Source organism: Cellulophaga sp. (assembly GCF_039943695.1).
GTDB lineage: Bacteria > Bacteroidota > Bacteroidia > Flavobacteriales > Flavobacteriaceae > Cellulophaga.
Genome location: NZ_JBDVAA010000111.1, coordinates 1 through 23,361, shown reverse-complemented (window position 1 = coordinate 23,361; position 23,361 = coordinate 1). Strand labels below are relative to the sequence as shown.

The following is a 23,361-nucleotide window of genomic DNA, read 5'->3' as shown; positions in this document are numbered from 1 at the left end:
TCAAAATTAATTGAAGGCTTTAATTTGCTTTTTTTTATATAAGGATTTTTAATCCATATATTTTTTTAAAAACTTAATGTGGTGTTGTACTTCACCGTTCATACTATAGCCGTGTAAAGCCCCTTTTTCCCTACCTTTACTATCCAGTACTTTTAAATTAGGAAAAACTCCTTTTTTATTATATTTAGCCATTAAATCCATATTGTGTTTTAATTGCTTTTCTGTAAGTAAATCGTTATTTCTAGGAATATCTATGTAAAGTAGCTCGTAGTGCTTTGCAATTTCTTTAAATTCTTCAGTTGCAAACAAATCTTTTTTAAGCATTTTGCAAGGTCCACACCAATCACTACCAGTAAAATAAAGTATAATGTTTTTATCTCCTTTTTTGGCTTTTTTAATAACCGTTTCGTAATCTGTGCTCCATTCTACATCTCCAATAACTTTGTTGGTTGAAGTTGTTCCAAATAGTAATGGAAAAATTAAGGCAATTAATAAGTGTTTCATTTGTGTCTTTTTTTATATTCTTGCAAAAAACCTGCCAGTTTTTATTTAAATAACGAATCCATTCCTGGAATATTGGGTAAACCATCTTTTGCAGCAGCAGCCAGCTCGGTTTCATTAACCTTCGTTGCTCTTTCTATAGCTTTATTTAATGTTATAATTAGGTAATCTTCAAGTTGTTCTTTGTCATTTAAAAGACTTTCATCTATCTCTATACTTTTTATAGTTCTATTAGCTGTTATAGTTACTTTAATTGCTTCATCAGTAGACTTTTCATCAATTAATACAGTGTTTAAGCGTTGTTTTGTTTCTTCAACTTTTTGCTGGGTTTCTTTCAATTTACCCATCATTCCCATCATATCTCCAAACATAATTTTTCTTTATTATAGTTAATATGTTTCAAAATTACTAAATTGTTAGTCAATCAATCTTAAAAAAAAATGAAAGTCATAAAAAAATGCATAGTTCTGTTAGTTAGTATTATTTTTGCTGCTTCATGTCAAAATAAAGATAAGCCTATGGCTACTATTAAAATTCCTGTTGCAAAAAAAGAACCAAAAGAACTGTCTAAACACAATGATGTTAGAGAGGATGATTACTATTGGTTAAATAACAGAGAAGATAAAGAAGTAATTGCATACTTAGAGGAAGAAAATGCTTACTATAATACATTAACAGCGCATACCAAAGATTTTCAGAAAGAGCTCTTTGCTGAAATGAAAGGTCGTATAAAAGAAGATGATTCTTCTGTACCTTATAAATTAAATGGTTATTGGTATGGTACTAGGTATGAAGTTGGAAAAGAGTACCCAATATATTCTAGACGAAAAGGAACTGAAACAGCAGATGAAGAAATTATTTTTAATTGTAATGACTTAGCTAAGGATAAAGACTATTTTAGCTTAAATGGTATTGCAATTAGTCCTGATAACACATTGGCTGCATTTGGTGTAGACACTATTTCTAGAAGAGAATATACCATTAGAATAAAAAACTTAGAAACGGGTGAAATTTATGATGATGTTATAGAAAAAACAACAGGTAGTAGTGTTTGGGCCGCAGATAACTCAACTTTATTTTACACCAAAAAAGACCCTGTTACTTTAAGGTCAGATAAAATATACAAGCATAAATTAGGTACGCCAGCATCTGAGGATGAGTTGGTATATCATGAACAAGATGAAACTTTTAACACCTATATATACAAAACAAAATCTAAAAAGTTTATTGTTATAGGCTCATCTAGTACCTTAACATCTGAATATAGGTTTATAAAAACAGAGGAGCCAGATTCAGAATTTAAAATATTTTCACCAAGGGAAAGAGGTTTAGAGTATTCTATAGCTCATTACGGAGACAAGTTTTTTATACTTACCAATAAAGATAATGCCTTTAATTTTAAATTGATGACTTGCAGTGATTCTGCTACGGCATCTGAAAATTGGTCAGAATTTATTTCACATAGAGAAGATGTATTGCTTGAAGATTTAGATATTTTTAAGGACTATTATGTTTTGTCTGAAAGAGAAAACGGTTTAAATAAACTAAAAATAGTGCGTTGGGATACTAATAATGGGTATTATTTACCATTTGAAGATGAAACTTACACGTGTTATGTTGGTACAAATCCAGATTTTGACACAAAAATACTAAGGTATGGGTACAACTCTTTAACTACCCCAAGTTCTGTTATAGATTTTGATATGGAAACAAAATCTAAGGAAATAAAAAAAGAGCAAGAAGTTTTAGGTGGTAAGTTTAATAAAGATAATTATAAGTCCGAACGTATTTGGGCAACAGCCAGAGATGGAGTAAAAGTACCTATGTCTGTTGTATACCATAAAGATACTAAGTTAGATGGTTCTAGCCCTGTATTACAATACGCTTACGGCTCTTATGGGCATACTATAGATCCTTATTTTTCTACAGTGCGTTTAAGTTTGTTAGATAGAGGTTTTATTTATGTAATAGCGCACATACGTGGTAGTGAGTATTTAGGTAGAAAATGGTACGAGGATGGTAAGTTACTTAGAAAGAGAAATACTTTTACAGATTTTATAGATTGCTCTAAACATTTAATTGATAATAACTACACAAGTAATAAACATTTGTATGCATCAGGAGGTTCTGCAGGTGGTTTACTTATGGGTGCAATAGTTAATATGGCACCAGAACTTTACAATGGTGTTATTGCAAGTGTACCTTTTGTAGACGTAGTAACTACAATGTTAGATGATTCTATACCGCTTACAACAGGTGAATATGATGAATGGGGTAATCCTAATGACAAGGAGTATTATGATTATATGAAATCTTATTCTCCGTATGATAATGTTACGGCCCAAAATTACCCAACAATGTTGGTAACAACAGGTTTGCATGACTCACAGGTACAGTATTGGGAACCAGCTAAATGGGTTGCCAAGCTAAGAGAATATAAAACAGATACTAATTTATTGTTCTTAGATACCAATATGGATGCAGGCCATGGTGGTGCGTCAGGTAGGTTTGAAGCATTAAAAGAAGTAGCAAAAGACTATGCTTTTTTAATAGATTTAGAAGGAAAAATAGCTAAGTAAAAAAAAAAGGCTAAATTTGTCACGTAATTGATAAGCAAACCAACGAAGTCTTATCATTTTATAACCAAATACGCATGGAAAATAAAATTAATGCCTATAACAATGTTTTAGAGTTAATAGGTAACACTCCGTTAATTAAAATTAATAATGTTACTAGCTCCTTTAAAGGAGAATATTACGCTAAAGTAGAGGCTTTTAATCCAGGACATTCTGCTAAAGACAGAATTGCAATTCATATTATTGAAGAAGCAGAACGTAAAGGATTATTACACCAAGACAGTACAATAATAGAAACTACATCTGGTAATACAGGCTTTAGTATAGCAATGGCAAGTATTGTTAAAGGATACAAATGTATACTAGCGGTAAGTTCTAAATCATCTCCAGATAAAATAGATATGTTACGCTCTATGGGCGCGCAAGTTTATGTTTGTCCGGCTCACGTAAGTGCAGATGATCCACGTTCTTATTATGAAGTAGCAAAAAGATTGCATACAGAAACAGAAGGTTCTATTTACATTAATCAGTATTTTAATGAGTTAAACAGAGCTGCACACTATGCATCTACAGGCCCAGAAATTTGGGAGCAAACAAATGGTAATATTACACATTTAGTAGCTTGTAGTGGTACAGGAGGTACAATATCTGGTACTGCAAAGTATTTAAAAGAGCAAAACCCAGATGTAAAAGTTATTGGTGTAGATGCTTTTGGATCTGTACTAAAAAAATATCATGAAACACGTGAGTTTGATGCTAATGAGATTTACCCATACCGAATAGAAGGTTTAGGTAAAAACTTAATTCCAGGAGCCACAGATTTTGATGTAATAGATAAGTTTATTAAAGTTACAGATGAAGAAAGTGCACACACAGCAAGACAAATATCTGGAACAGAAGGTTTGTTTGTTGGGTATACAAGTGGAGCTGCTATGCAAGCTGTAAAACAACTATATGCAGAAGGTGAATTTGATGCAAACAGTAGAGTAGTAGTTATATTTCCAGACCACGGATCTAGATATATGAGTAAAATATATAGTGATGAATGGATGGAAGCTCAAGGTTTTTTAAATGCTGTAGAAACAGAGGAAAAGCCAGAAATTCAATTTGTTAAGTAGAAAACATAGAATATAAAAAATAAAAAAGCAATGAATTTTAATTCATTGTTTTTTTTTGTTCATAAAATTGTTATGAAACCTTGCTGAAATTCTGTACTTTTGCAGACAGCCAAAATAGCTTAGATGAGAGATTTATTTGATAGAATACTAGCGAACAAAGGACCATTAGGAAAATGGGCATCGCAAGCAGAGGGATATTTTGTTTTCCCTAAATTAGAAGGAACTATTTCTAACAGAATGAAGTTTCAAGGGAAAGAAGTAATTACATGGAGTGTTAATGATTATTTAGGATTAGCAAACCACCCAGAAGTGCGTAAAGTAGATGCACAGGCAGCAGCTGATTACGGTTCTGCATACCCAATGGGTGCACGTATGATGTCTGGACACACAGACTTACACGAACAATTACAGAATGAGTTAGCGGCATTTGTAAACAAAGAGTCAGCTTACTTATTAAACTTTGGTTACCAAGGTATGGTGTCTACTATAGACGCTTTGGTATCTAAGGATGATATTATAGTTTATGATGTAGATTCTCATGCTTGTATTATAGACGGTGTACGTTTGCATATGGGTAAGCGTTTTACTTATAAGCACAACGATGTAGAGAGTTTAGAAAAAAACTTAGAGCGTGCTACAAAAATGGCAGAGCAAACTGGTGGAGGTATTTTAGTTATCTCTGAAGGTGTTTTTGGTATGCGTGGCGAGCAAGGAAAACTAAAAGAAATAGTTGCACTTAAGAAAAAGTATAACTTTAGATTTTTAGTTGATGATGCTCACGGTTTTGGTACTTTAGGTAAAACTGGTGCTGGTGCAGGTGAAGAGCAGGGTGTACAAGATGATATTGATGTTTACTTTGCAACATTTGCTAAATCTTTGGCTAGTACTGGAGCTTTTATTGCTGCAGATAAAGAAATTATAGATTACTTAAAATACAATTTACGTTCTCAAATGTTTGCAAAATCTTTGCAAATGCAATTGGTTGTAGGTGCACTTAAGCGTTTAGATATGCTTAGGACTATGCCAGAGTTAAAAAACAAACTTTGGGAAAATGTAAATGCATTACAAACAGGATTAAAAGATCGTGGTTTTGATATTGGTACAACAACAAGTTGTGTAACTCCAGTATTTTTAAATGGTAGTATACCAGAAGCTATGGCATTGGTAAGAGACTTAAGAGAAAATTATGGTATTTTCTGCTCTATAGTAGTTTACCCAGTAATTCCAAAAGGACTTATTTTATTAAGAATGATACCTACAACTTCTCATACACTAGAAGATGTAAACGAAACACTTAATGCTTTTGATGCAATACGTGAGCGTTTAACTAACGGTACATACAAAAGATTATCTGCCGCTGTTGCAGCTGCAATGGGAGAGTAAAAATCTTTTATTACATATAGTAAAAAACCCAAGCTGCTAGCTTGGGTTTTTTAGTTTTTATAAGTTTTTACGGTATGTTCTACGTCTTCTAAATATTTTAGGATCAAAATTCTTCCAAATTTGCCTAATTGCTGTATTTTCTTCTAATTCTGGAGTTCGTATACAGTTTTCTATATTTTTAGCTTTAAAGGTCTTGTAGCATTCATTAAAAAGAATAGCTGTAACACCTTTGTTTTGGTAATCTGGATGCACGCCTATCAAATAGAAAATAACATCTTTACTGTGTTTTTTTGCTTGTAACAAATGGTATGCACCAAAAGGAAATAACTTTCCTTTAGATTTTTGTAAAGCTTTAGAAAACGATGGCATAACTATAGAAAATGCTACTAAGTTATCATCTTTATCAACTACAAATTTTATATACTCTGGGTTTATAAAGCTTATGTATTTATTTTTAAAATGCTCTTTTTGTATGTCGTTTATAGGTACAAATGAAGATAAAGAAGCATAAGACTCATTAAAAAGGTCAAACATTTTGTCAGCTAAAGGCATTACATCTTTAGTTTTTGTAAAGTTTAGCTCTCTTAAGTTATATCTCTTTTTTATTAAGGCTTGTATCCTTTCAAAAAACTCTGGTTTAGCATTTGCAAATGGAAACTTATTTTCTAAATATTCTTTTTCTTTTTTAAAGTCTAAACGCTCATAGTGGTTTACATAGTAAGGGTGGTTATACCAAGTTATCATATTACCAATATGCTCATAACCTTCTGTAACAACACCAACTTTGTCTAGGTTAGAAAAACCAACAGGCCCTTCCATATACTCTAAGTTGTGTTCTTTTCCTATTTCTTCAACCTTTTGTAGTAACGCTTCAGACACGTTTGTGTCATCAATAAAATCAAACCAACCAAAACGCATTTTTTTTACTTTTTGCTGATTTATTTCTATCCAGTTAATAATAGCAGCAACTCTACCTACAAGTTTAGGTCCATCATAAGCTAACAGAAACCAAGCTTCTGCATCTTTAAATACAGGATTTTTATCTTTATTAAAAGAGTCTAATTCATCACTTATAATAGGAGGTACCCAGTACGGAGAATCTTTATATATACTAAACGGAAATTTCACAAATTTTTTTAAATCTGCTTTCGTTTTAGCTTCAACAATAGTAATCATATTCTAATATCTTTTTGCTACATCAATATTAGGGATATTAATTAATAAGAGAAAGTTTGTACTTATAAAAATTATAGGATTGGATTAAAAATCTATAGGTTCTTCATCTTTAGATTTCTTTTTTGTGCTTTTTTTAGATTTTGCATCTCTCTTGGCTTGCTTTCTTTTCTTTTTAAGATCTTTTTTTCTGATTTTTCCGTCTTTGGTGGTTGCATTTTGATCTTCAATTGCAATTTCTTTATCCTTGTGGTTGTCTATCCTATAAGAGAATCCGGCAGCAAAAAATAAACGTGTAGGTGTATCTTTTATATTAGCTCCTAAGTGCATATCTACTTGCATATTTTCATCAATTAAATAAGCAGTACCGCCTCTAAAAACAACATCAGAATACCTATCACTTTTAATTCCTTGGTTTTCGGCAAAAACACTCCATTTAGGGTTTCTAAAAGCATGAGATAAAGAAACAATATAGCTCCACTCAGGAAATTCTGTACCAATACGGTCATAAGCTACATTTGTAATAAGTACAAATTTAGGAGATAATCTACTTTGTGTTGCAATCATACCTCTTGGAGAAATAGTGGCTTCACCAGGATAATAAGGATTGTCGCCTAAAACAAAATTAGCACCTGCATATACAGATATTGCTGGTATTAAATTCTTTAACTGAAAAGTATTGTTGGCTTTCCAGCTATATAAATTGGGTTTTCTTCTTTCTTCACTCTTGTAGGGGTCAAAAATTAAATATTTTAGCCCTATTCTGTTTCTTTTAAAGTCTGTATATTTTTGATCAGGGAATCCAATGGTAGAATAAGTTCTATTTTCATTAGTATATGTGCCCTCGTAAATAATTTCTAATTCTTCAAAAAACAAACCATATCTAAGGGCTAAATCTATGCCAAGTAATTTAGAGTCTGTTTGCAAAGTGTTGTGACTTTGTTTTTCATAAGATATTCCTGTTTCGGCTTGTATTACCCCAGTACCAATAGAATATGCGCTTACAGATTGTCCTGGTCTGTTAGAGTTTATAACGTCTGTGTATTGTGATATTCCTAAAAAAGGAAGTGTAAAAAGAAATAAAGAGAATATATTTTTTAATTTTTTCATACCTATGAGCTTACCTAAATGTCACTTTTATTATTATTTTAAGAGATATAATCTTTATATACAACGGTAGAATTGTATTTTTGATATAAATTTTTACAACAATTATGGATTTTTTAATAGCTATTCTCGTAATTATTACGGTTTATTACCTGCTAAAGTTTTTAGTGCGCTTATATGCACCAAAAATGATGAACTATGCAGCTAAAAAAACAGAGGAACATTTAAAGAAAAAATTTGAACAATTTTCTCAAAACCCTAATCAAGGTAATCCTAATACAACACAGTCTTCTGCTTCAAAAAAGAAAACAAAATTTAAATCTAACCCATCAAAAAAAGTAGGGGAGTATATAGATTTTGAAGAAGTAGAATAGTCCTAATAAATAACAACCAACCTTTAATGAGTTTAGTATTTGGGCAATTAAAAAATGCTTATTTTGCTAAACTTTTGTGTGATAATTTAAATACAACACTAACAACATAATGAAAATCAATTTTAAATCAATTTTAATAAACTTTTTTGTTCTTATTTTATTTGTAGTTGCTTCTTTGGCATATTTTACTCCTGTATTACAAGGTAAAAAAATATTTCAGTCAGATATTGCTCAATATACAGGAATGGCAAAAGAGCAAAATAACTTTAGAGAAAAAACAAATACAGAACCATATTGGACAAATAGTGCTTTTGGTGGAATGCCTACCTACCAATTAGGAGCTAATTATCCGCATAATTACATTAAAAAATTAGATAAGCTAATTAGGTTTTTACCTAGACCCGCAGATTATTTGTTTTTATACTTCTTAGGTTTTTACATTCTTTTATGTTGCCTAAAGGTAGATTATAGATTAGCAGCTATTGGCGCATTAGCTTTTGGTTTTAGTACCTATTTAATAATTATTTTAGGGGTTGGGCACAATGCAAAAGCACACGCACTGGGGTATATACCAATGTTATTAGGTGGTATTGTTTTAATGTTTAGAAAAAAATATATTTTAGGTTTTATACTTACAGCATTTGCAATGGCTTTAGAGGTTAATGCAAACCACTACCAAATGACCTATTATTTTATGTTGCTTATATTAATTTTGGGTATTATTTACTTAATATATGCAATTAAAGAAAAACAGTTAAAACATTATTTTACTTCTGTTGGTTTATTGTTAGTAGCTGTACTTATTGGCGTTGCTACAAATGCCACTAATTTAATGGCAACAAAAGAATACTCTGATTGGAGTACTAGAGGAAAATCTAATTTAACTATAAATAATGATGGGTCTCCAAGAGAAAGTACAGGAGGTTTAGATAAAGAATATATTACACAATATAGTTACGGAATAGCAGAATCTTTAAACATTTTTGTGCCAAGGTTATTTGGAGGCTCTAACTCAGAGAATTTAGGAACAGATTCTAAAGCATATGAATTTCTAATTCGTAAGGGATTGCCAAGAAAACAAGCATTAGATTTTGCAGAAGGCTTGCCCTTGTATTGGGGAGACCAACCCGGAGTTTCTGGAGCTGCTTATGTTGGTGCGGTCTTATTTTTCTTGTTTATTTTAGGGTTATTTATTGTAAAAGGTAAAGTCAAATGGTGGCTTTTAGCAGGCGTAATAATGTCTTTACTACTTTCTTGGGGTAAAAACTTTAGTGGTTTAACCAATTTTATGATAGATAATTTTCCTTTATATGATAAGTTTAGGGCAGTTTCATCTATACAAGTAGTATTAGAATTATGTATTCCTTTGCTTGGTATTTTAGCTTTAATGACTTTATTTAAAGAGAAAGAAAACAGAGCTAAATACAACAAATCATTACTAATAAGCGCGGGATTAGTTTTAGGAACATTAATACTATTATTTTTAGTTAAAGGAACCTTTACTTTTGATGCTTTAAGTGATGATACTTACAGAAAATATTTTGGTGATGAAGTTTTAACTATGATAAAACTAGACCGCCAAGAAGTATATACTAGTGATGTGTTACGTTCTTTAATTTATGTATTACTTGCAGCTGTAACCATATCTTTATTTATACATAAAAGACTTAAGTTAAACATATTTGTAATAGTAATAGGAATATTAATTTTAGCAGATTTAGTACCTGTTGCAAAAAGGTATGTTACAGAGGATGATTTTGTTAGTGCTAGACAAATGGAACAACCTTTTCCGTTAACAACTACAAATAAGCAAATTAATCAAGATACATCTGTGTACCGCGTTTACAACCCAAAAGAAGGTTTAAATGGTGCAAGCACATCTTATTACCACAACTCTATTGGTGGTTACCATGGCGCTAAGCCGGCTACTATGCAAGATTTATTTGATTTTCATATTTATAAAAATAACGTTAGGGTTTTAAGTATGCTTAACGTAAAATATGTAATTCAGGAAGATGAAGAAGGGCGATCTTACCCAGCTGTAAACCCTAATGCTATGGGTAATGCTTGGTTTGTTCAGAATTTAAGAAAGGTAACTTCTTCTAATGATGAAATAATGGCTTTAGATAGTTTAAATATAAAGACTGATGCTGTTGTTAATATGTCAGAATTTCCGTTGTTAACTAAGTTTTCATTTGCAAAAGATTCTACAGCTACTATTAATTTAGATAAGTATGAGCCTAACCATTTAACGTATACAGCAACAACACAAAATGACGCTTTAGCTGTGTTTTCTGAAATGTACTATAAGAACGGATGGAATGCGTATATTGATGGGAAAAGTTCTCCATATTTTAAAGTAAATTATACGCTTAGAGCATTACAAATACCAGCAGGTAAACATAAAATTGAATTTAAGTTTGAACCAGAAGTGGTTAAAAACGGAAGTAAAATTGCATTAGCTAGTAATATTCTTTTAGCTTTAATAGTTATTGGAGGTATTATTTTTAGTTTTAAAAAAACAACTAAAAAGGAAGATGCATAATGCAGAAGGTGCTAATTATTGCTTATTATTGGCCACCGGCAGGTGGTCCTGGTGTGCAGCGCTGGCTTAAATTTGTTACATACTTAAGGGATTTTAATATAGAGCCTGTAGTTTATGTGCCAGAAAATCCTAGTTACCCAATTGTAGATACTTCATTTGTAAATGAAATTCCAGATGGCATTAAAATTTACAAACATAAAATAAATGAACCTTATGGTTGGGCTAGCTTTTTATCAAAAAATAAAACAAAGAAAATTAGTTCAGGTCTAATACAGAGTAAAAATCAATCTGTAATAGAAAAAATTTTGCTTTGGGTTCGTGGTAATTTTTTTATACCTGATGCTCGTAAAAATTGGGTAAAACCATCTGTAACATATTTAACTTCTGTATTAAAAGAAGAACAAATAAATACGGTAATAACTACGGGACCACCACATAGTGTACATCTAATAGGTCTTAAATTAAAGGAAAAATTAGGAGTAAATTGGGTGGCAGATTTTAGAGATCCTTGGACGTCTATTGGGTACCATAAAAAACTAAAGTTAAGTAAGGCATCAGCTAAAAAACATAAGTATTTAGAACACTTAGTTCTAAATAGTGCAGATAGTATTATTGTAACAAGTAATACTACTAAAACTGAGTTTAAAGAAATAACAACTAAACCTATAGAGGTAATAACTAACGGCTTTGATGGTGCTATTTCTAGTGGTGTAGCCTTAGATGCTATGTTTACCATTTCTCATATAGGATCTTTACTAACTGGGCGTAACCCAGAAAATTTGTGGCAAGCATTGTCTGAGTTGTGTAATGAAAACGAAGAGTTTAAAAATAGTTTATCGCTTCAGTTTATTGGTGTAGTAAGTGAAGATGTTTTAGAAACAATTTACAAATACAATTTAAAGTCTTACGTAAATTTAATTGGTTACGTGTCACATACAGAAGCATTGGCATATCAAGAAAAATCTCAGGTATTGTTACTTTCAGAAATAGATTCTGCAGATACAATTGGTATTATTGCAGGCAAGTTGTTTGAGTATATGCGGGCAAAAAGGCCAATTTTAGCAATAGGACCTAAAGGTTGGGAGGTAAGTACCATAATAAAAGAGACAAATACTGGAGTTGCTTTTAGTTACAATGATACATCTAATTTAAAAAGTTTACTTTTAGATTGGTTTTATAAATATCAAACAAAAAAATTAAACGTTAATTCTACTAATATTAATACATACAGTAGAAAAGAACGTACAGCTAAATTAGCCAATCATTTATATGGGTATCGTATTTAAACAAACTTTCAACAATACTATTGTAACCTTTGTTGGTTTTGGTATAGGTGCCATTAATACTCTTTTTTTTTATACCAATTTTTTATCTAAAGAAAATTACGGTTTAGTAACCGTTATATTGGCAACTGCTGCGTTATTAATGCCTCTGCTAACGTTTGGTGTACAAAATACACTAGTTAAATTTTATAGTAGTTATAAAGATGGTGAGGAGTCCACTGCTTTTTTAAGCCTTATGCTTTATTTGCCTTTACTTATAATTATACCATTTGCACTGTTTACTTTTTTTGCTACCGATTTTATAGGAGATTTTTTAGCTGAAAAAAATAAAGAAGTAAGAGGTTATGTTTGGTATATTTTTTTAGTAGGCCTTGCTATGTCTTATTTTGAAATTTTTTACTCCTGGGTAAAAGTGCATATGAAATCTGTTTTTGGAAACTTTATGAAAGAAGTTTTTGGTAGGCTTTGTATAGCTATTTTACTTGTATTGGTATATTACAACATAATTGGCGTAGACTTTTTTTTAAAAGCTTTGGTTGGTGTTTACGTACTGCGTTTGCTAATAATGAAACATTATGCCTTTAGTTTAGAAATGCCTGGTTTTAGTTTTAAGCTTCCAAAAAATTATATTTCAATTGTAAAATACAGTGCACTTATAATACTAGGTGGTTCTGCAGCTGTTATATTATTAGAGATAGATAAATTTATGCTTAACCAGTATGTTGCTATAGAAAATGTTGCTTTTTATGGCGTTTCTGTGTTTATAGCTACTGTAATTACTGTACCGTCTAGAGCTATGCACCAAATTACACATCCGCTTACGGCAAAATTGCTTAACAATAATGACAGGCCAGAGTTACGTAAATTGTATAAAAAATCTTCTTTAACCTTATTTATTATATCAGGAATTATTTTTTTGTTGATAATCTTAAATCTTCAGGAGCTATACAAGCTAATGCCTGTGGCTTATAGAGGAGGAATGTTAGTTGTGTTTTTAATTGGTCTGACAAAAGTTTTAGATGCTCTTTTAGGAAATAGTAATTCTATCCTTTTTAATTCTGACTATTACAGAGCAATTTTAGTAATGGGAGTAATGCTGGCTATTTTAGTTGTAGTCTTAAACTATATTCTAATTCCTGCTTATAGTTTAGAAGGTGCTGCATGGGCAACATTTATAGCTATAGCAAGTTTTAATGCTATAAAAATAGGCTATGTGTATTCCAAATTTAAAATGCATCCGTTTAGTTTAGACACTCTTAAGGTGTTGTTACTTTTATGTGTGTTAGGAGGTTTATTTTTCTTTGTTAATTTTAATTTTTATCCTGTAATAAACATTGCTTTAAAAAGTATCATAATTAGTCTTGTTTATATTTTTGTGCTTTATAAACTTAGAGTTTCTGAAGATGTGTACAGCATAGTATCACCTTATTTAAAGAAAAAAAGTAAGCAAAAGTAAAGCCCCAGAAGAATAAATTCTCCAAGGGCTTTAACAACTAACAACCTAAAAAACTGTCTTTATTATCTTCTGCTTCTAGTACTAGAGCTAGTTCTACTAGATCTAGAAGGAGTTTTTGCTTTACTTGATGTTCTAGAGCTACTTTTTACTGATGTAGCTCTACTTTTAGAAGAACTACTTCTACTTGGAGTTTTTGTAACTCTTGTAGTGGTTCTAGTAGTACTTCTTGTTGCTCTACTATTTGTACTTTGTGGTCTTCTGTTAACCGTTGTGCTTCTTGTAGTACTTGTTCTATTTGGTGTTTTAGCAACACTTCTAGTTGTTGTACTTCTAGTATTACCAACTCTACTATTTGTTCTGCTTTTAGCAGGAGTTTTATATGTTGTAGATCTAGAAACTGTTCTAGATGTAGTTGGTTTTCTACTACTTGTTCTAGTTACTGTTGTAGACCTTGCAGCTCTATTATTTCTGTTAATAATAGTTCTGTCGCTTTTTCTTGAGTTTTGAGCCACGGTTCTAGTGTTTGTTCTAGAAATACCAACAGTTCTGTTGCTTCTTGGTGTAACTCTTTTATCGTTTCTGTACACATTAGCAGACCTATAATTGTTACGTTTATTATATTTATAAGATTTACCAACTCTTACATAAGATTTTCTATAGTTATTTCTGTAAGGACTATAGTATGTATATCTAGTAGGTGCATAATATCTTCTGTATGGTCTAGATTGTACTAAACAAAAGTTTACTGCTGGTCTATGAAAATAACTATTGTATCTGTTAAATGTATAGTTTCTGTTGTACCTGTTTATATAACCTCTATGGTAGTCATAATAACCTCTAGAGTTATAATATACATACATACCACCTAATCTATGAACTCTATTGTTTCTGTAATTAATGTTTATATCACCAATTTGCTCAACTCTACCGTAATAGTCATAATAAATAGGAACGTTTTCTACTTGTATTACAGCTCCGTAATCATCATACTGTACGTAAGCATTGTAGTTGTAACCTGTGTTAAAGGTAATATTTGCGTTTCTTCCTAAATTTATATTAGCATTTACATTTACTCTATTATCAATAAAGAAATCGAATTCGCCATCAGGGAAAACTGAAAATGTAACTCCGTTCTCTACAAAAGTAAAAGAGTTGTTTTGTAATAAAGTATTGCTGCTTGCAACCTTATTCTCTGTGTTTTCTGTAGTTACAGCCATTGTACTAAAAGTACCTATTAAAAGTGCTGTAAAAAGTAGTACTGATTTTTTCATACTATAAGGTTTTATAAATTCTGAATGTAACTATTTACATTCTGGTATCTATAATACAAACAGCGTGCCAAAAAACAGATTTAAACTGTAACTACCTGTAAATCAGTAAAATTTAAACTATAGTTTTTCTTGAAGATATTTAGCTGTGAATGATTTTTTACTTTTTGCAATTTGTTCTGGAGTACCAGTAGCTATTAATTGGCCACCTTTAGTACCACCTTCTTGCCCTAAATCTATAATAAAATCAGCACATTTAATTAAATCTATATTGTGTTCTATTACCACAACAGAATGTCCTTTGGCTATAAGAGCATTAAAAGATTTTAATAATTTTTTAATATCATGAAAGTGTAAACCAGTTGTTGGCTCATCAAAAATAAATAAAGACTTATTAGTTGTTTTACCTTTAATTAAGAACGATGCTAATTTAATACGTTGTGCTTCACCACCAGATAGGGTAGAAGAAGATTGACCCAAAGTAACATAACCCAAACCAACATCTTGCAATGGTTTAAGCTTATTCATTATTTTTGTTTGTTGATGCTCTTCAAAAAATGCAATAGCATCATCAATAGTCATAGTTAAAACATCATCTATATTAGCATCCTGAAACTTAACTTCTAGAACTTCTTTTTTAAATCGTTTACCATTACAAGCATCACATAACAAGTGTACATCTGCCATAAACTGCATTTCTACAGTAATTTCTCCTTCACCTTTACATTTTTCACAGCGACCACCATCTACATTAAAAGAAAAGTGTTTTGCTTGGTAGGCTCTAAGTTTGCTTAATTTTTGAGAAGCAAACAATGCTCTAATATCATCGTAAGCCTTTATATAGGTTACAGGGTTAGATCTAGAAGACCTACCAATAGGGTTTTGATCTACAAACTCTACATTTTTAATATCCTTATATTCTCCTTCTACAGAAGTAAACTGTCCGGCTTTTTCTCCATAGCCTCCAATTTCTTTTAATACTATAGGGTATAGTAGTTTTTTAACTAATGTACTTTTACCACTACCAGATACACCCGTTACAACGGTTAGTATACCTAAAGGAAAAGTAACATCTATATTTTTAAGGTTATTTTCTCTTGCACCATTTATTCTAATAAAATTGGTGAAGTTTCTTCTTTTCTCAGGAACTTTTATCTGTTTAGTACCATTAAGGTAACTAGCTGTTAATGATGTAGATTTTAAAATATCTGCCATTGTACCGTTAGCAACAACCTCGCCACCGTGTGTACCTGCCTCAGGACCTATGTCTATAACTTGGTCTGCAGCATTCATAATATCCTCATCATGTTCTACAACTATAACAGTGTTTCCTAAATCTCTTAAAGATTTTAAAACGTCTATTAAGTTTTCGGTATCTTTTGGGTGTAATCCTATACTTGGCTCATCTAATATATACATAGAACCAACCAAGCTACTACCTAAAGATGTTGCTAGGTTTATGCGCTGGCTCTCGCCACCAGATAATGTATTAGATTTTCGGTTTAGCGTTAAGTAACTTAAACCTACTTTATTTAAAAAGTTAAGTCTTGTTGTAATTTCTACTAAAAGTCGTTTAGCTATTTGTGCATCGTGCTTGTTAAGCTTAAAAGAGTTGAAAAAATCTGTTAGCAACTCTATAGGTAGTTCTACAAGTTCAGATATACATTTATCATTAACCTTTACATAATCTGTCTCTGGACGTAGACGTTTGCCATTACAAGTACTACATTTTGTTTTTCCTCTGTAACGAGATAACATTACTCGGTTTTGTATTTTGTAGCTTTTATCTTCAAGCATTGCAAAAAACTTATTTAGTCCGGTAAAAGATTTATTACCATCCCAAACTAATTGCTTTTGCTCATCAGTTAACTCAAACCAAGGTTTGTGCACAGGAAAATCAAACTTATAAGCCGCAGCTATAAAGTCGTCCTTATATTTACCCATACTTTCTCCTTTCCAAGGAAAAATTGCACCTTCATATACAGATAGTGCTGTATTAGGAACAACCAAGTCTTGGTCTATACCAATAACATCACCATAACCTTCGCAAGTTGGACATGCGCCAAAAGGGTTATTAAAACTAAATAGGTGTACGTTTGGTTCTATAAATTTAATTCCGTCTAGCTCAAACTTATTACTAAAAGGAGTTTGTTTCTCTGTTTCTAGTTCTTCTATAATACAATTACCTTCTCCTTCAAAAAATGTAGTATCTACAGCATTTGCAAGTCTATTATAAAAATCTTCATCATCTTTAGTTATAATTCTATCTACTACTAAAAAGAATTCTCTATCCATTTCTGTAATAGAATCGTCTATACGTATAACTTTACCTTTATGTTTTATTCTAGCATACCCTTGTTTAGAAAACATTTCTAAAGCTTTTAAAGGTTCTCTATCTTCTTTAACTTTAATAGGAGCTAACAATAACAACTTAGTATTGTCGTTAAATTCTTTAATAAAGTTTATTACATCTGTAACGGTATGCTTTTTTACTTGCTTACCAGAAACAGGAGATATGGTTTTACCAATTCTTGCATACAGCAGTTTTAAATAATCATAAATTTCTGTTGTTGTACCAACTGTAGAACGCGGGTTAGTAGAGTTTACTTTTTGTTCTATAGCAATTGCAGGAGCTATACCTTTTATATAATCTACTTTAGGTTTATCTAATTTTCCTAAAAATTGACGTGCATAAGATGATAAACTCTCTACATACCTACGTTGCCCTTCTGCATAAAGCGTGTCAAAAGCAAGGCTAGATTTACCAGAACCAGATAATCCAGTAATAACAACTAATTTATTTCTAGGAATTATTACGTCTATATTTTTGAGGTTGTGCAGTTTAGCACCCTTAATAATAATATTGTGTTTTGGGTCGACGTCTAAAAGTGTATTCATATCCGTAATTAATACTGTAAAGATACAATATGTACCTTTTAATAACCATAAAAGACGCTTTTACATCAAAAATAAGGGTAATCACAACATAGATTTTTTAGGAACCTCTTATTTTATATATATTTGAAGTGTAATTAAACTTATAGGCCTATATAGCGAACATTACTTTTTTAAAAATTATTAAACACTATTAAATGAACTTATTCCCATATAGGGAAGGGGTACGCATTAAATAACCAAAAAAAGTAACTCGAAATGGATCTACAAATTGAAGACTCAGTATTAGTAAAAAAATATATTACAGGAGATGAAAAATCTCTAGAAATATTAATAAATAGACACAACCAAAGAATTAGTAGTTTTATTTACTCTAAAGTATTAGATAGAGACATTACTGAGGATATATTTCAAGATACTTTTATTAAAGTGATAAAAACTTTAAAAAAGGGTTCTTATAGTGAAGAAGGTAAATTTTTACCGTGGGTAATGAGAATTGCACACAATTTAATTATAGATCACTTTAGAAAAAATAAGCGTATGCCAATGTTTGAAGGTAGCGATGATTTTAATATTTTTTCTGTAATAAGTGATGATAAATTAAACGCAGAAAAACAATTAATAAAAAATCAGATCGATTCTGACCTTAAAGTTCTTATTGAAGAATTACCAGAAGATCAAAAAGAAGTTTTATTAATGCGTATCTATAAGGATATGAGTTTTAAAGAAATCTCTGAAAATACAGGAGTTAGCATTAACACTGCATTAGGAAGAATGAGATATGCTTTAATTAATATGAGAAAAATTATAGAAAAACATAATATCGTTTTAACGAATTAATAGGTTTTTAACCTAAGAGTATAATATTTCTAAAATAGTACCGTTATCTTACTATAACAATACTATTTTATATGGAAAAAATTTACTCTAAACAACAAAACAATTCTTGTGGAATGACAACATCGGCAAGCAAAATTCAGTTTTTACTGAATTATTCAAAATCGATGAATGTAATTACATACAAGGAGATGCAATTTGAAAACATTTTGAACTAGAAAAAGAGCCTTAACGGCTCTTTTTTGTTTTATAATATTCTTCAATTACTGTTTTTCTTCCTATCGTTTTTGTAATTATATCATTATCTAGATTCCATCCTCTAGCAGGAGAATAGTCTCTACCGTACCAAATAATTTGCAAATGAAGATCGTTCCATAATTCTTTAGGAAATAATCTTTTTGCATCTTTTTCTGTTTGTACTACATTCTTACCATTTGTAAATCCCCATCTGTACATAAGTCTGTGTATGTGTGTATCTACAGGAAATGCAGGTATACCAAATGCTTGTGACACTAAAACACCTGCAGTTTTATGACCTACAGCCGGAAACTTTTCTAAAGATTCCATATCCTTAGGAACTATGCCATCGTGTTTATCTATTAACATTTGTGATAAACCGTGTATTCCTTTAGCTTTCATAGGAGACAAACCAACAGGTTTTATAATTTCTCTAATTTCATCTACGGTTAGTTTTACCATATCATATGGGTTGTCGGCCTTTTTAAACAATAACGGTGTAATTTTATTTACGCGTACATCTGTACTTTGTGCAGACATTAATACTGCAATTAGTAGTGTATACGGATCTTTGTGGTCTAAAGGTACTGGTATTGTTGGGTATAACTCTTTAAGTTTGTCTATTGTAAAAGTAACTTTTTCTGCCTTGGTCATTTTTGATTAGCTTTACTAAAAATTAGAAAAAACGAATTTAAATAAATTACTTATGAATACTTTAAAAGTAGGAGACAAAGTAGCAGATTTTACGTCAAAAGATCAAGATGGTAATGCTGTAAGCTTATCAGATTATAAAGGAAAAAAGTTGATTGTGTTCTTTTATCCAAAAGCAAGTACTCCTGGTTGTACTGCGGAAGCTTGTAATTTAAGAGATAATTATAAAGAATTGCAAGACCAAGGATATGAACTTTTAGGTGTTAGTGCAGATTCTGCAAAAAGACAATCTAACTTTAAAGCAAAGTATGAGTTTCCTTTTCCTCTACTAGCAGATGAAGACCATACTGTATTAAATATTTTTGGCGTTTGGGGTACAAAAAAGTTTATGGGTAAAGTTTATGACGGTATACATAGAAAAACATTTATTATAGATGAAGACGGTGTTGTAACCAAAGTAATAGATAAGGTTAAAACAAAAGACCACGCTGCACAAATATTAGAATAATATCATATAAAAAAAGCCACATTTTAAAATGTGGCTTTTTTATTATTTTTTATCTGCCTTACGTACAAATAACTCTTTTCTTTTTATAATTTCTGCAATACCTTCTGGTAGCATTTTCTCCCAGTCTTTATCTCCGTTTGTAATTTTCTTTAAAACATCTCTAGAGAAAATATGTAGTATTTCAGGATCATAATCAAAAATGTCCATTACTTTACCGTTATATTTAAAGAACTTATAAAGTTCTTTCATTCTTGGGTGTACTTTAACGTTGTTGCTCGTCATAATCTGACCAGTTTCTTCGTTTTTCATTGGGTATAAGTAAACTTTTAAATCTTTAAAGAATAATTTACCAAAAGCTTCAAGTATACCGCCACTTAAGTGTCTGTAATACTTTTCATCAAAAACCTCTACAAGGTTGTTAACGCCCATTGTTAAACCAATTTTTGCTTTTGTATAATTACTAAAGTACTCTACAAGTCTAAAGTATTCCTGAAACTTAGAGATCATTACTGTATGGCCAAGAGAACATAAAAGTTCTGCTCTGTCCATAAAATCTTGTTCGTCTATTTCTCCACTAGCTTTTAAATTAGCTAAAGTAATTTCAAAAATTACAATGGTCTTATCAGGATTAACTGTTTGTTCGTTCATAAAAATATTATGAGACTTTTCAAACATATCCATATTTACCTTTGTTACGGGTCTATAACTACCACGTAAAGCAAGTATGTTTTTTTTATAAAGTACAGCAGCAGGTAATAAGTTGTTACCATCAGGGCCAAACATAACGGCATCCGTCATATCATTTTTAATTAACTGTAAGCTAATTAACCTATTATCTACTTTTTCAAAATTAGGACCAGAGAAATTAATCATATCAATTTCTACAGTATCCTTATCTATATGGTCATAAAGATATTTAAGTAATTTTCTTGGTTTATGGTATTTGTAAAAAGCACCATATATAAGGTTAACACCTAAAATACCTAAAGTTTCTTGCTGCAATCTAGCTTCGTTCTGTTTAAAACGAACGTGCATAATAATTTCATCAAATTCTTTTTGGTCTGGATCTAATTGAAAACGAATTCCAATCCATCCGTGCCCCTTGTATTTTTTAGCAAAATCTATAGTGGCAACAGTATTTGCATAGGAGAAAAATAAACGCTCTGGGTGTTTTTCTCTACTAATACGCTCCTCCATTAATCCCATTTCATGAGAAAGCATCGTTTTTAAACGAGCTTGGGTAACATATCTACCATCGTTTTCTACGCCATATATAGCGTCACTAAAATCTTTATCATATGCACTCATTGCTTTAGCAATGGTTCCAGATGCGCCACCAGATCTAAAAAAGTGTCTGGCAGTCTCTTGTCCGGCACCAATTTCTGCAAAAGTACCGTAGATATCAGGATTTAAATTTATTCTTAGTGTTTTGGCTTTAGTAGAAGGAATATTCTCAAAAGCAAAATCTTTTTTTAAGACTGATGACATTCTTTGTTGTTTTTTTACGGTATACAAAGTTAACAAGATAGATTTATCTATTAAATAAATATGTTATAAATTTGATAAAAAAGGCCGAATTGTTAAAAATCACATTTTTGGGTACAGGAACTTCTCAAGGAATACCAGTTATTGGTAGTAAACATCCTGTATGTTTAAGTAAAGATCCAAAGGATAAAAGATTAAGAGTATCTGTTTTAATTTCATGGGATGACTATAACTTTGTAATAGATTGTGGTCCAGATTTTAGGCAGCAAATGTTGCAAAATCCTATACCAAATTTAGATGGTATATTGTTTACTCATGAACACTCAGACCATACTGCGGGTATAGATGACATTAGACCTTTTTTCTTTAGACAAGGAGATATACCAATATACGCAGATAGTCAAGTAATAGAAGCTCTTAAAAAACGCTTTGCTTATATTTTTGCAGATATTAACAGGTATCCAGGTGCTCCGGCAGTAGCTATTCATCAAATTAAAGAGAATACACCTTTTAAAATAGGAAATAAAGTTGCTATACCTATAAAAGCGCTACATAATAGGTTAGAAGTTTTTGGTTTTAGAATAGATGACTTTGTGTATTTAACAGATGTAAAAAGTATCTTTAAAGAAGAAATAGCTAAACTTAAAGATGTAAAGGTGTTGGTTGTGAATGCTTTACGTTTAGAGGCGCATCATTCTCATTTTAATTTAGAAGAAGCATTAGAGTTTATAAATTTAGTAAAGCCAAAAACAGCTTATTTAACACACATAAGTCACTTGTTAGGTTTTCATAAAGAAGTAGAAAAATCTTTGCCAAAAAATGTACATTTGGCGTACGATAATTTAACCATAAACATATAGAATAATACCAAATGAAAAAGTATTTATATTTATACCTATTTATTTTTGCAGCATTAATAGCCCTATACCAATTTGTAAGTGCAAATAAAATGATAGACGCTACTAACACAAGATTTGTACAGCTACAGGACAAAATAGAAAAGCTAGAAACTGAAAATACTAAGTTAGAAGATTCTATACAACAGGCCACTATAAACCAGTTAGATTTAAAGTATTTTTTACTAGAAAATAATGATGATGCTTTAACTAATTTTGATCATTTAAAGTTAGAAAATCCGGCAAGATATATTGAGGATAAATTGATAGAAACCAACGAATCTAAAGGAGATAACCCATTAGTGCCATATGCTGGTATGGAAGGAAATTTTAAAATAAACAAAATTAAGGTTTTAAACCATAAATGGATTATAGCCGATTTTTCTGATGGCAAATATTGGGGAGAATTACTTATAAAGTATGACCTTAAAGACAATTTAGGAGTAGATTTTACAATGATGGATCATCTTTTGTACAGAAGAGATTAATCTAGCTTACCATATAAAAATAACCCCTGAATGAAAATTCAGGGGTTATTTTTTTGACTTTTTTTAAGTTATATTTTAGTAGACAACCATTCTTTAAAAGAATAAAAACCTTGTGGTGCAACACCGTGACCAACAGGGTATTCTTCATAAGTACAATCTATACCTAAACCTTTTAAATAATTAGGTGTCTTTTGTGCCCAGCTAACAGGTATAACCTGGTCTACTGTGCCGTGAGAAGCATAAATATTTAGCTTAGTAGGGTCTTTATCAGTCTTTAATTTGTCTATTAGATTTTCATTGATGTAACCACTTAGTGCAATTACATTTTTTACTTTATCAGGACAAGAAATTGCTGTAGCATAGCTTAAAATTGCACCTTGACTAAAGCCTAATAGTGTAACGTTATCTTTGTCTAGATGGTAAGCTTTGCAAGCTTCATCTATAAAAACAAGTATTTTTTCTATAGATTCTGCGGCTTGTACATCATCACTCCATTTTCCTTTTTCGGCATCAAAATTTATAGCATACCAAGCATTGCCATATGGCTGCATAGGGTAGGGAGCACGTATAGATATAATAC

Annotated in this window: 20 protein-coding genes; 11 read left to right on the top strand and 9 right to left on the bottom strand. The window is 31.0% G+C overall.

The window, feature by feature from the left end:
* Positions 1 to 48 precede the first annotated feature (48 nt).
* Positions 49 to 504 (bottom strand): thioredoxin family protein, encoded by a 456-nt coding sequence (locus tag ABJD66_RS07695; protein WP_303542625.1) that lies wholly within the window; start codon positions 502 to 504, stop codon positions 49 to 51.
* A gap of 41 nt (positions 505 to 545) precedes the next feature.
* Positions 546 to 872 carry a YbaB/EbfC family nucleoid-associated protein gene (locus ABJD66_RS07690; protein WP_348130050.1) on the bottom strand — a complete coding sequence of 109 codons (327 nt, stop codon included), beginning with the start codon at positions 870 to 872 and terminating at the stop codon, positions 546 to 548.
* Between the two features lie 69 nt (positions 873 to 941).
* Here ABJD66_RS07690 and ABJD66_RS07685 point away from each other — a divergent pair, with 69 nt between their 5' ends.
* The 3 genes from ABJD66_RS07685 (at position 942) to ABJD66_RS07675 (ending at position 5,578) form a co-directional block, all read left to right on the top strand.
* Positions 942 to 3,080 (top strand): S9 family peptidase, encoded by a 2,139-nt coding sequence (locus ABJD66_RS07685; protein ID WP_348130047.1) that lies wholly within the window; start codon positions 942 to 944, stop codon positions 3,078 to 3,080.
* Positions 3,081 to 3,154: 74 nt separating this feature from the next.
* Entirely contained in the window at positions 3,155 to 4,195 is a 1,041-nt protein-coding gene (locus tag ABJD66_RS07680; RefSeq protein WP_348130044.1) for a cysteine synthase family protein, read from the top strand.
* A gap of 123 nt (positions 4,196 to 4,318) precedes the next feature.
* Entirely contained in the window at positions 4,319 to 5,578 is a 1,260-nt protein-coding gene (locus tag ABJD66_RS07675) for an aminotransferase class I/II-fold pyridoxal phosphate-dependent enzyme (RefSeq protein ID WP_100896160.1), read from the top strand.
* Between the two features lie 57 nt (positions 5,579 to 5,635).
* Here ABJD66_RS07675 and ABJD66_RS07670 read toward each other — a convergent pair whose 3' ends face one another.
* Together ABJD66_RS07670 and ABJD66_RS07665 are read right to left on the bottom strand one after the other, a co-directional pair.
* On the bottom strand, positions 5,636 to 6,754 hold the full coding sequence (locus tag ABJD66_RS07670; protein WP_100896159.1) for a GTP cyclohydrolase: 1,119 nt from the start codon (positions 6,752 to 6,754) through the stop codon (positions 5,636 to 5,638).
* Between the two features lie 84 nt (positions 6,755 to 6,838).
* Complete coding sequence (locus ABJD66_RS07665) at positions 6,839 to 7,861, bottom strand: transporter (RefSeq protein ID WP_100896158.1); 1,023 nt, start codon at positions 7,859 to 7,861, stop codon at positions 6,839 to 6,841.
* Between the two features lie 104 nt (positions 7,862 to 7,965).
* Here ABJD66_RS07665 and ABJD66_RS07660 point away from each other — a divergent pair, with 104 nt between their 5' ends.
* From ABJD66_RS07660 to ABJD66_RS07645, 4 genes are all read left to right on the top strand, one after another.
* Positions 7,966 to 8,232: a DUF4834 family protein gene (locus ABJD66_RS07660; protein WP_100896157.1), complete on the top strand. Its 267-nt coding sequence runs from the start codon at positions 7,966 to 7,968 to the stop codon at positions 8,230 to 8,232.
* A 109-nt stretch (positions 8,233 to 8,341) separates the two neighbouring features.
* Positions 8,342 to 10,777: a YfhO family protein gene (locus tag ABJD66_RS07655; protein ID WP_348130038.1), complete on the top strand. Its 2,436-nt coding sequence runs from the start codon at positions 8,342 to 8,344 to the stop codon at positions 10,775 to 10,777.
* Positions 10,777 to 12,063 carry a glycosyltransferase family 4 protein gene (locus ABJD66_RS07650; protein ID WP_348130035.1) on the top strand — a complete coding sequence of 429 codons (1,287 nt, stop codon included), beginning with the start codon at positions 10,777 to 10,779 and terminating at the stop codon, positions 12,061 to 12,063. Before ABJD66_RS07655 ends, ABJD66_RS07650 begins: the two co-directional genes overlap by 1 nt.
* Positions 12,047 to 13,516, top strand: a complete 1,470-nt coding sequence (locus tag ABJD66_RS07645) for an oligosaccharide flippase family protein (RefSeq protein WP_348130032.1) — start codon at positions 12,047 to 12,049, stop codon at positions 13,514 to 13,516. Before ABJD66_RS07650 ends, ABJD66_RS07645 begins: the two co-directional genes overlap by 17 nt.
* A gap of 62 nt (positions 13,517 to 13,578) precedes the next feature.
* Here the strand turns inward: ABJD66_RS07645 and ABJD66_RS07640 are convergent, their stop codons facing one another.
* Positions 13,579 to 14,787 (bottom strand): hypothetical protein, encoded by a 1,209-nt coding sequence (locus ABJD66_RS07640; protein WP_348130029.1) that lies wholly within the window; start codon positions 14,785 to 14,787, stop codon positions 13,579 to 13,581.
* 117 nt (positions 14,788 to 14,904) lie between these two features.
* On the bottom strand, positions 14,905 to 17,682 hold the full coding sequence (uvrA, locus tag ABJD66_RS07635; protein WP_348130026.1) for an excinuclease ABC subunit UvrA: 2,778 nt from the start codon (positions 17,680 to 17,682) through the stop codon (positions 14,905 to 14,907).
* Positions 17,683 to 17,937: 255 nt separating this feature from the next.
* On the opposite strand from uvrA, the gene ABJD66_RS07630 reads away from it, so the two are divergent.
* Positions 17,938 to 18,519 (top strand): sigma-70 family RNA polymerase sigma factor, encoded by a 582-nt coding sequence (locus ABJD66_RS07630; protein WP_077405619.1) that lies wholly within the window; start codon positions 17,938 to 17,940, stop codon positions 18,517 to 18,519.
* A gap of 225 nt (positions 18,520 to 18,744) precedes the next feature.
* Here the strand turns inward: ABJD66_RS07630 and nth are convergent, their stop codons facing one another.
* A complete protein-coding gene (nth, locus tag ABJD66_RS07625) occupies positions 18,745 to 19,407 on the bottom strand; it encodes an endonuclease III (RefSeq protein WP_348130023.1) in 663 nt (220 codons plus the stop codon).
* A gap of 52 nt (positions 19,408 to 19,459) precedes the next feature.
* On the opposite strand from nth, the gene bcp reads away from it, so the two are divergent.
* The gene (gene bcp, locus ABJD66_RS07620; RefSeq protein ID WP_348130020.1) at positions 19,460 to 19,912 is read left to right on the top strand and encodes a thioredoxin-dependent thiol peroxidase; all 453 of its coding nucleotides are present in this window, start codon (positions 19,460 to 19,462) and stop codon (positions 19,910 to 19,912) included.
* A 42-nt stretch (positions 19,913 to 19,954) separates the two neighbouring features.
* Here the strand turns inward: bcp and ABJD66_RS07615 are convergent, their stop codons facing one another.
* Positions 19,955 to 21,400 carry a nicotinate-nucleotide adenylyltransferase gene (locus ABJD66_RS07615; RefSeq protein WP_100896149.1) on the bottom strand — a complete coding sequence of 482 codons (1,446 nt, stop codon included), beginning with the start codon at positions 21,398 to 21,400 and terminating at the stop codon, positions 19,955 to 19,957.
* An 89-nt stretch (positions 21,401 to 21,489) separates the two neighbouring features.
* Here ABJD66_RS07615 and ABJD66_RS07610 point away from each other — a divergent pair, with 89 nt between their 5' ends.
* On the top strand, positions 21,490 to 22,257 hold the full coding sequence (locus ABJD66_RS07610) for an MBL fold metallo-hydrolase (protein WP_348130017.1): 768 nt from the start codon (positions 21,490 to 21,492) through the stop codon (positions 22,255 to 22,257).
* 11 nt (positions 22,258 to 22,268) lie between these two features.
* The gene (locus tag ABJD66_RS07605) at positions 22,269 to 22,781 is read left to right on the top strand and encodes a hydrolase (RefSeq protein WP_348130015.1); all 513 of its coding nucleotides are present in this window, start codon (positions 22,269 to 22,271) and stop codon (positions 22,779 to 22,781) included.
* Between the two features lie 68 nt (positions 22,782 to 22,849).
* On the opposite strand, the gene ABJD66_RS07600 is transcribed toward ABJD66_RS07605, so the two are convergent.
* Positions 22,850 to 23,361, bottom strand: a 512-nt coding sequence (locus tag ABJD66_RS07600) for a dienelactone hydrolase family protein (RefSeq protein ID WP_348130012.1), incomplete at its 5' end; no start/stop codon positions are given.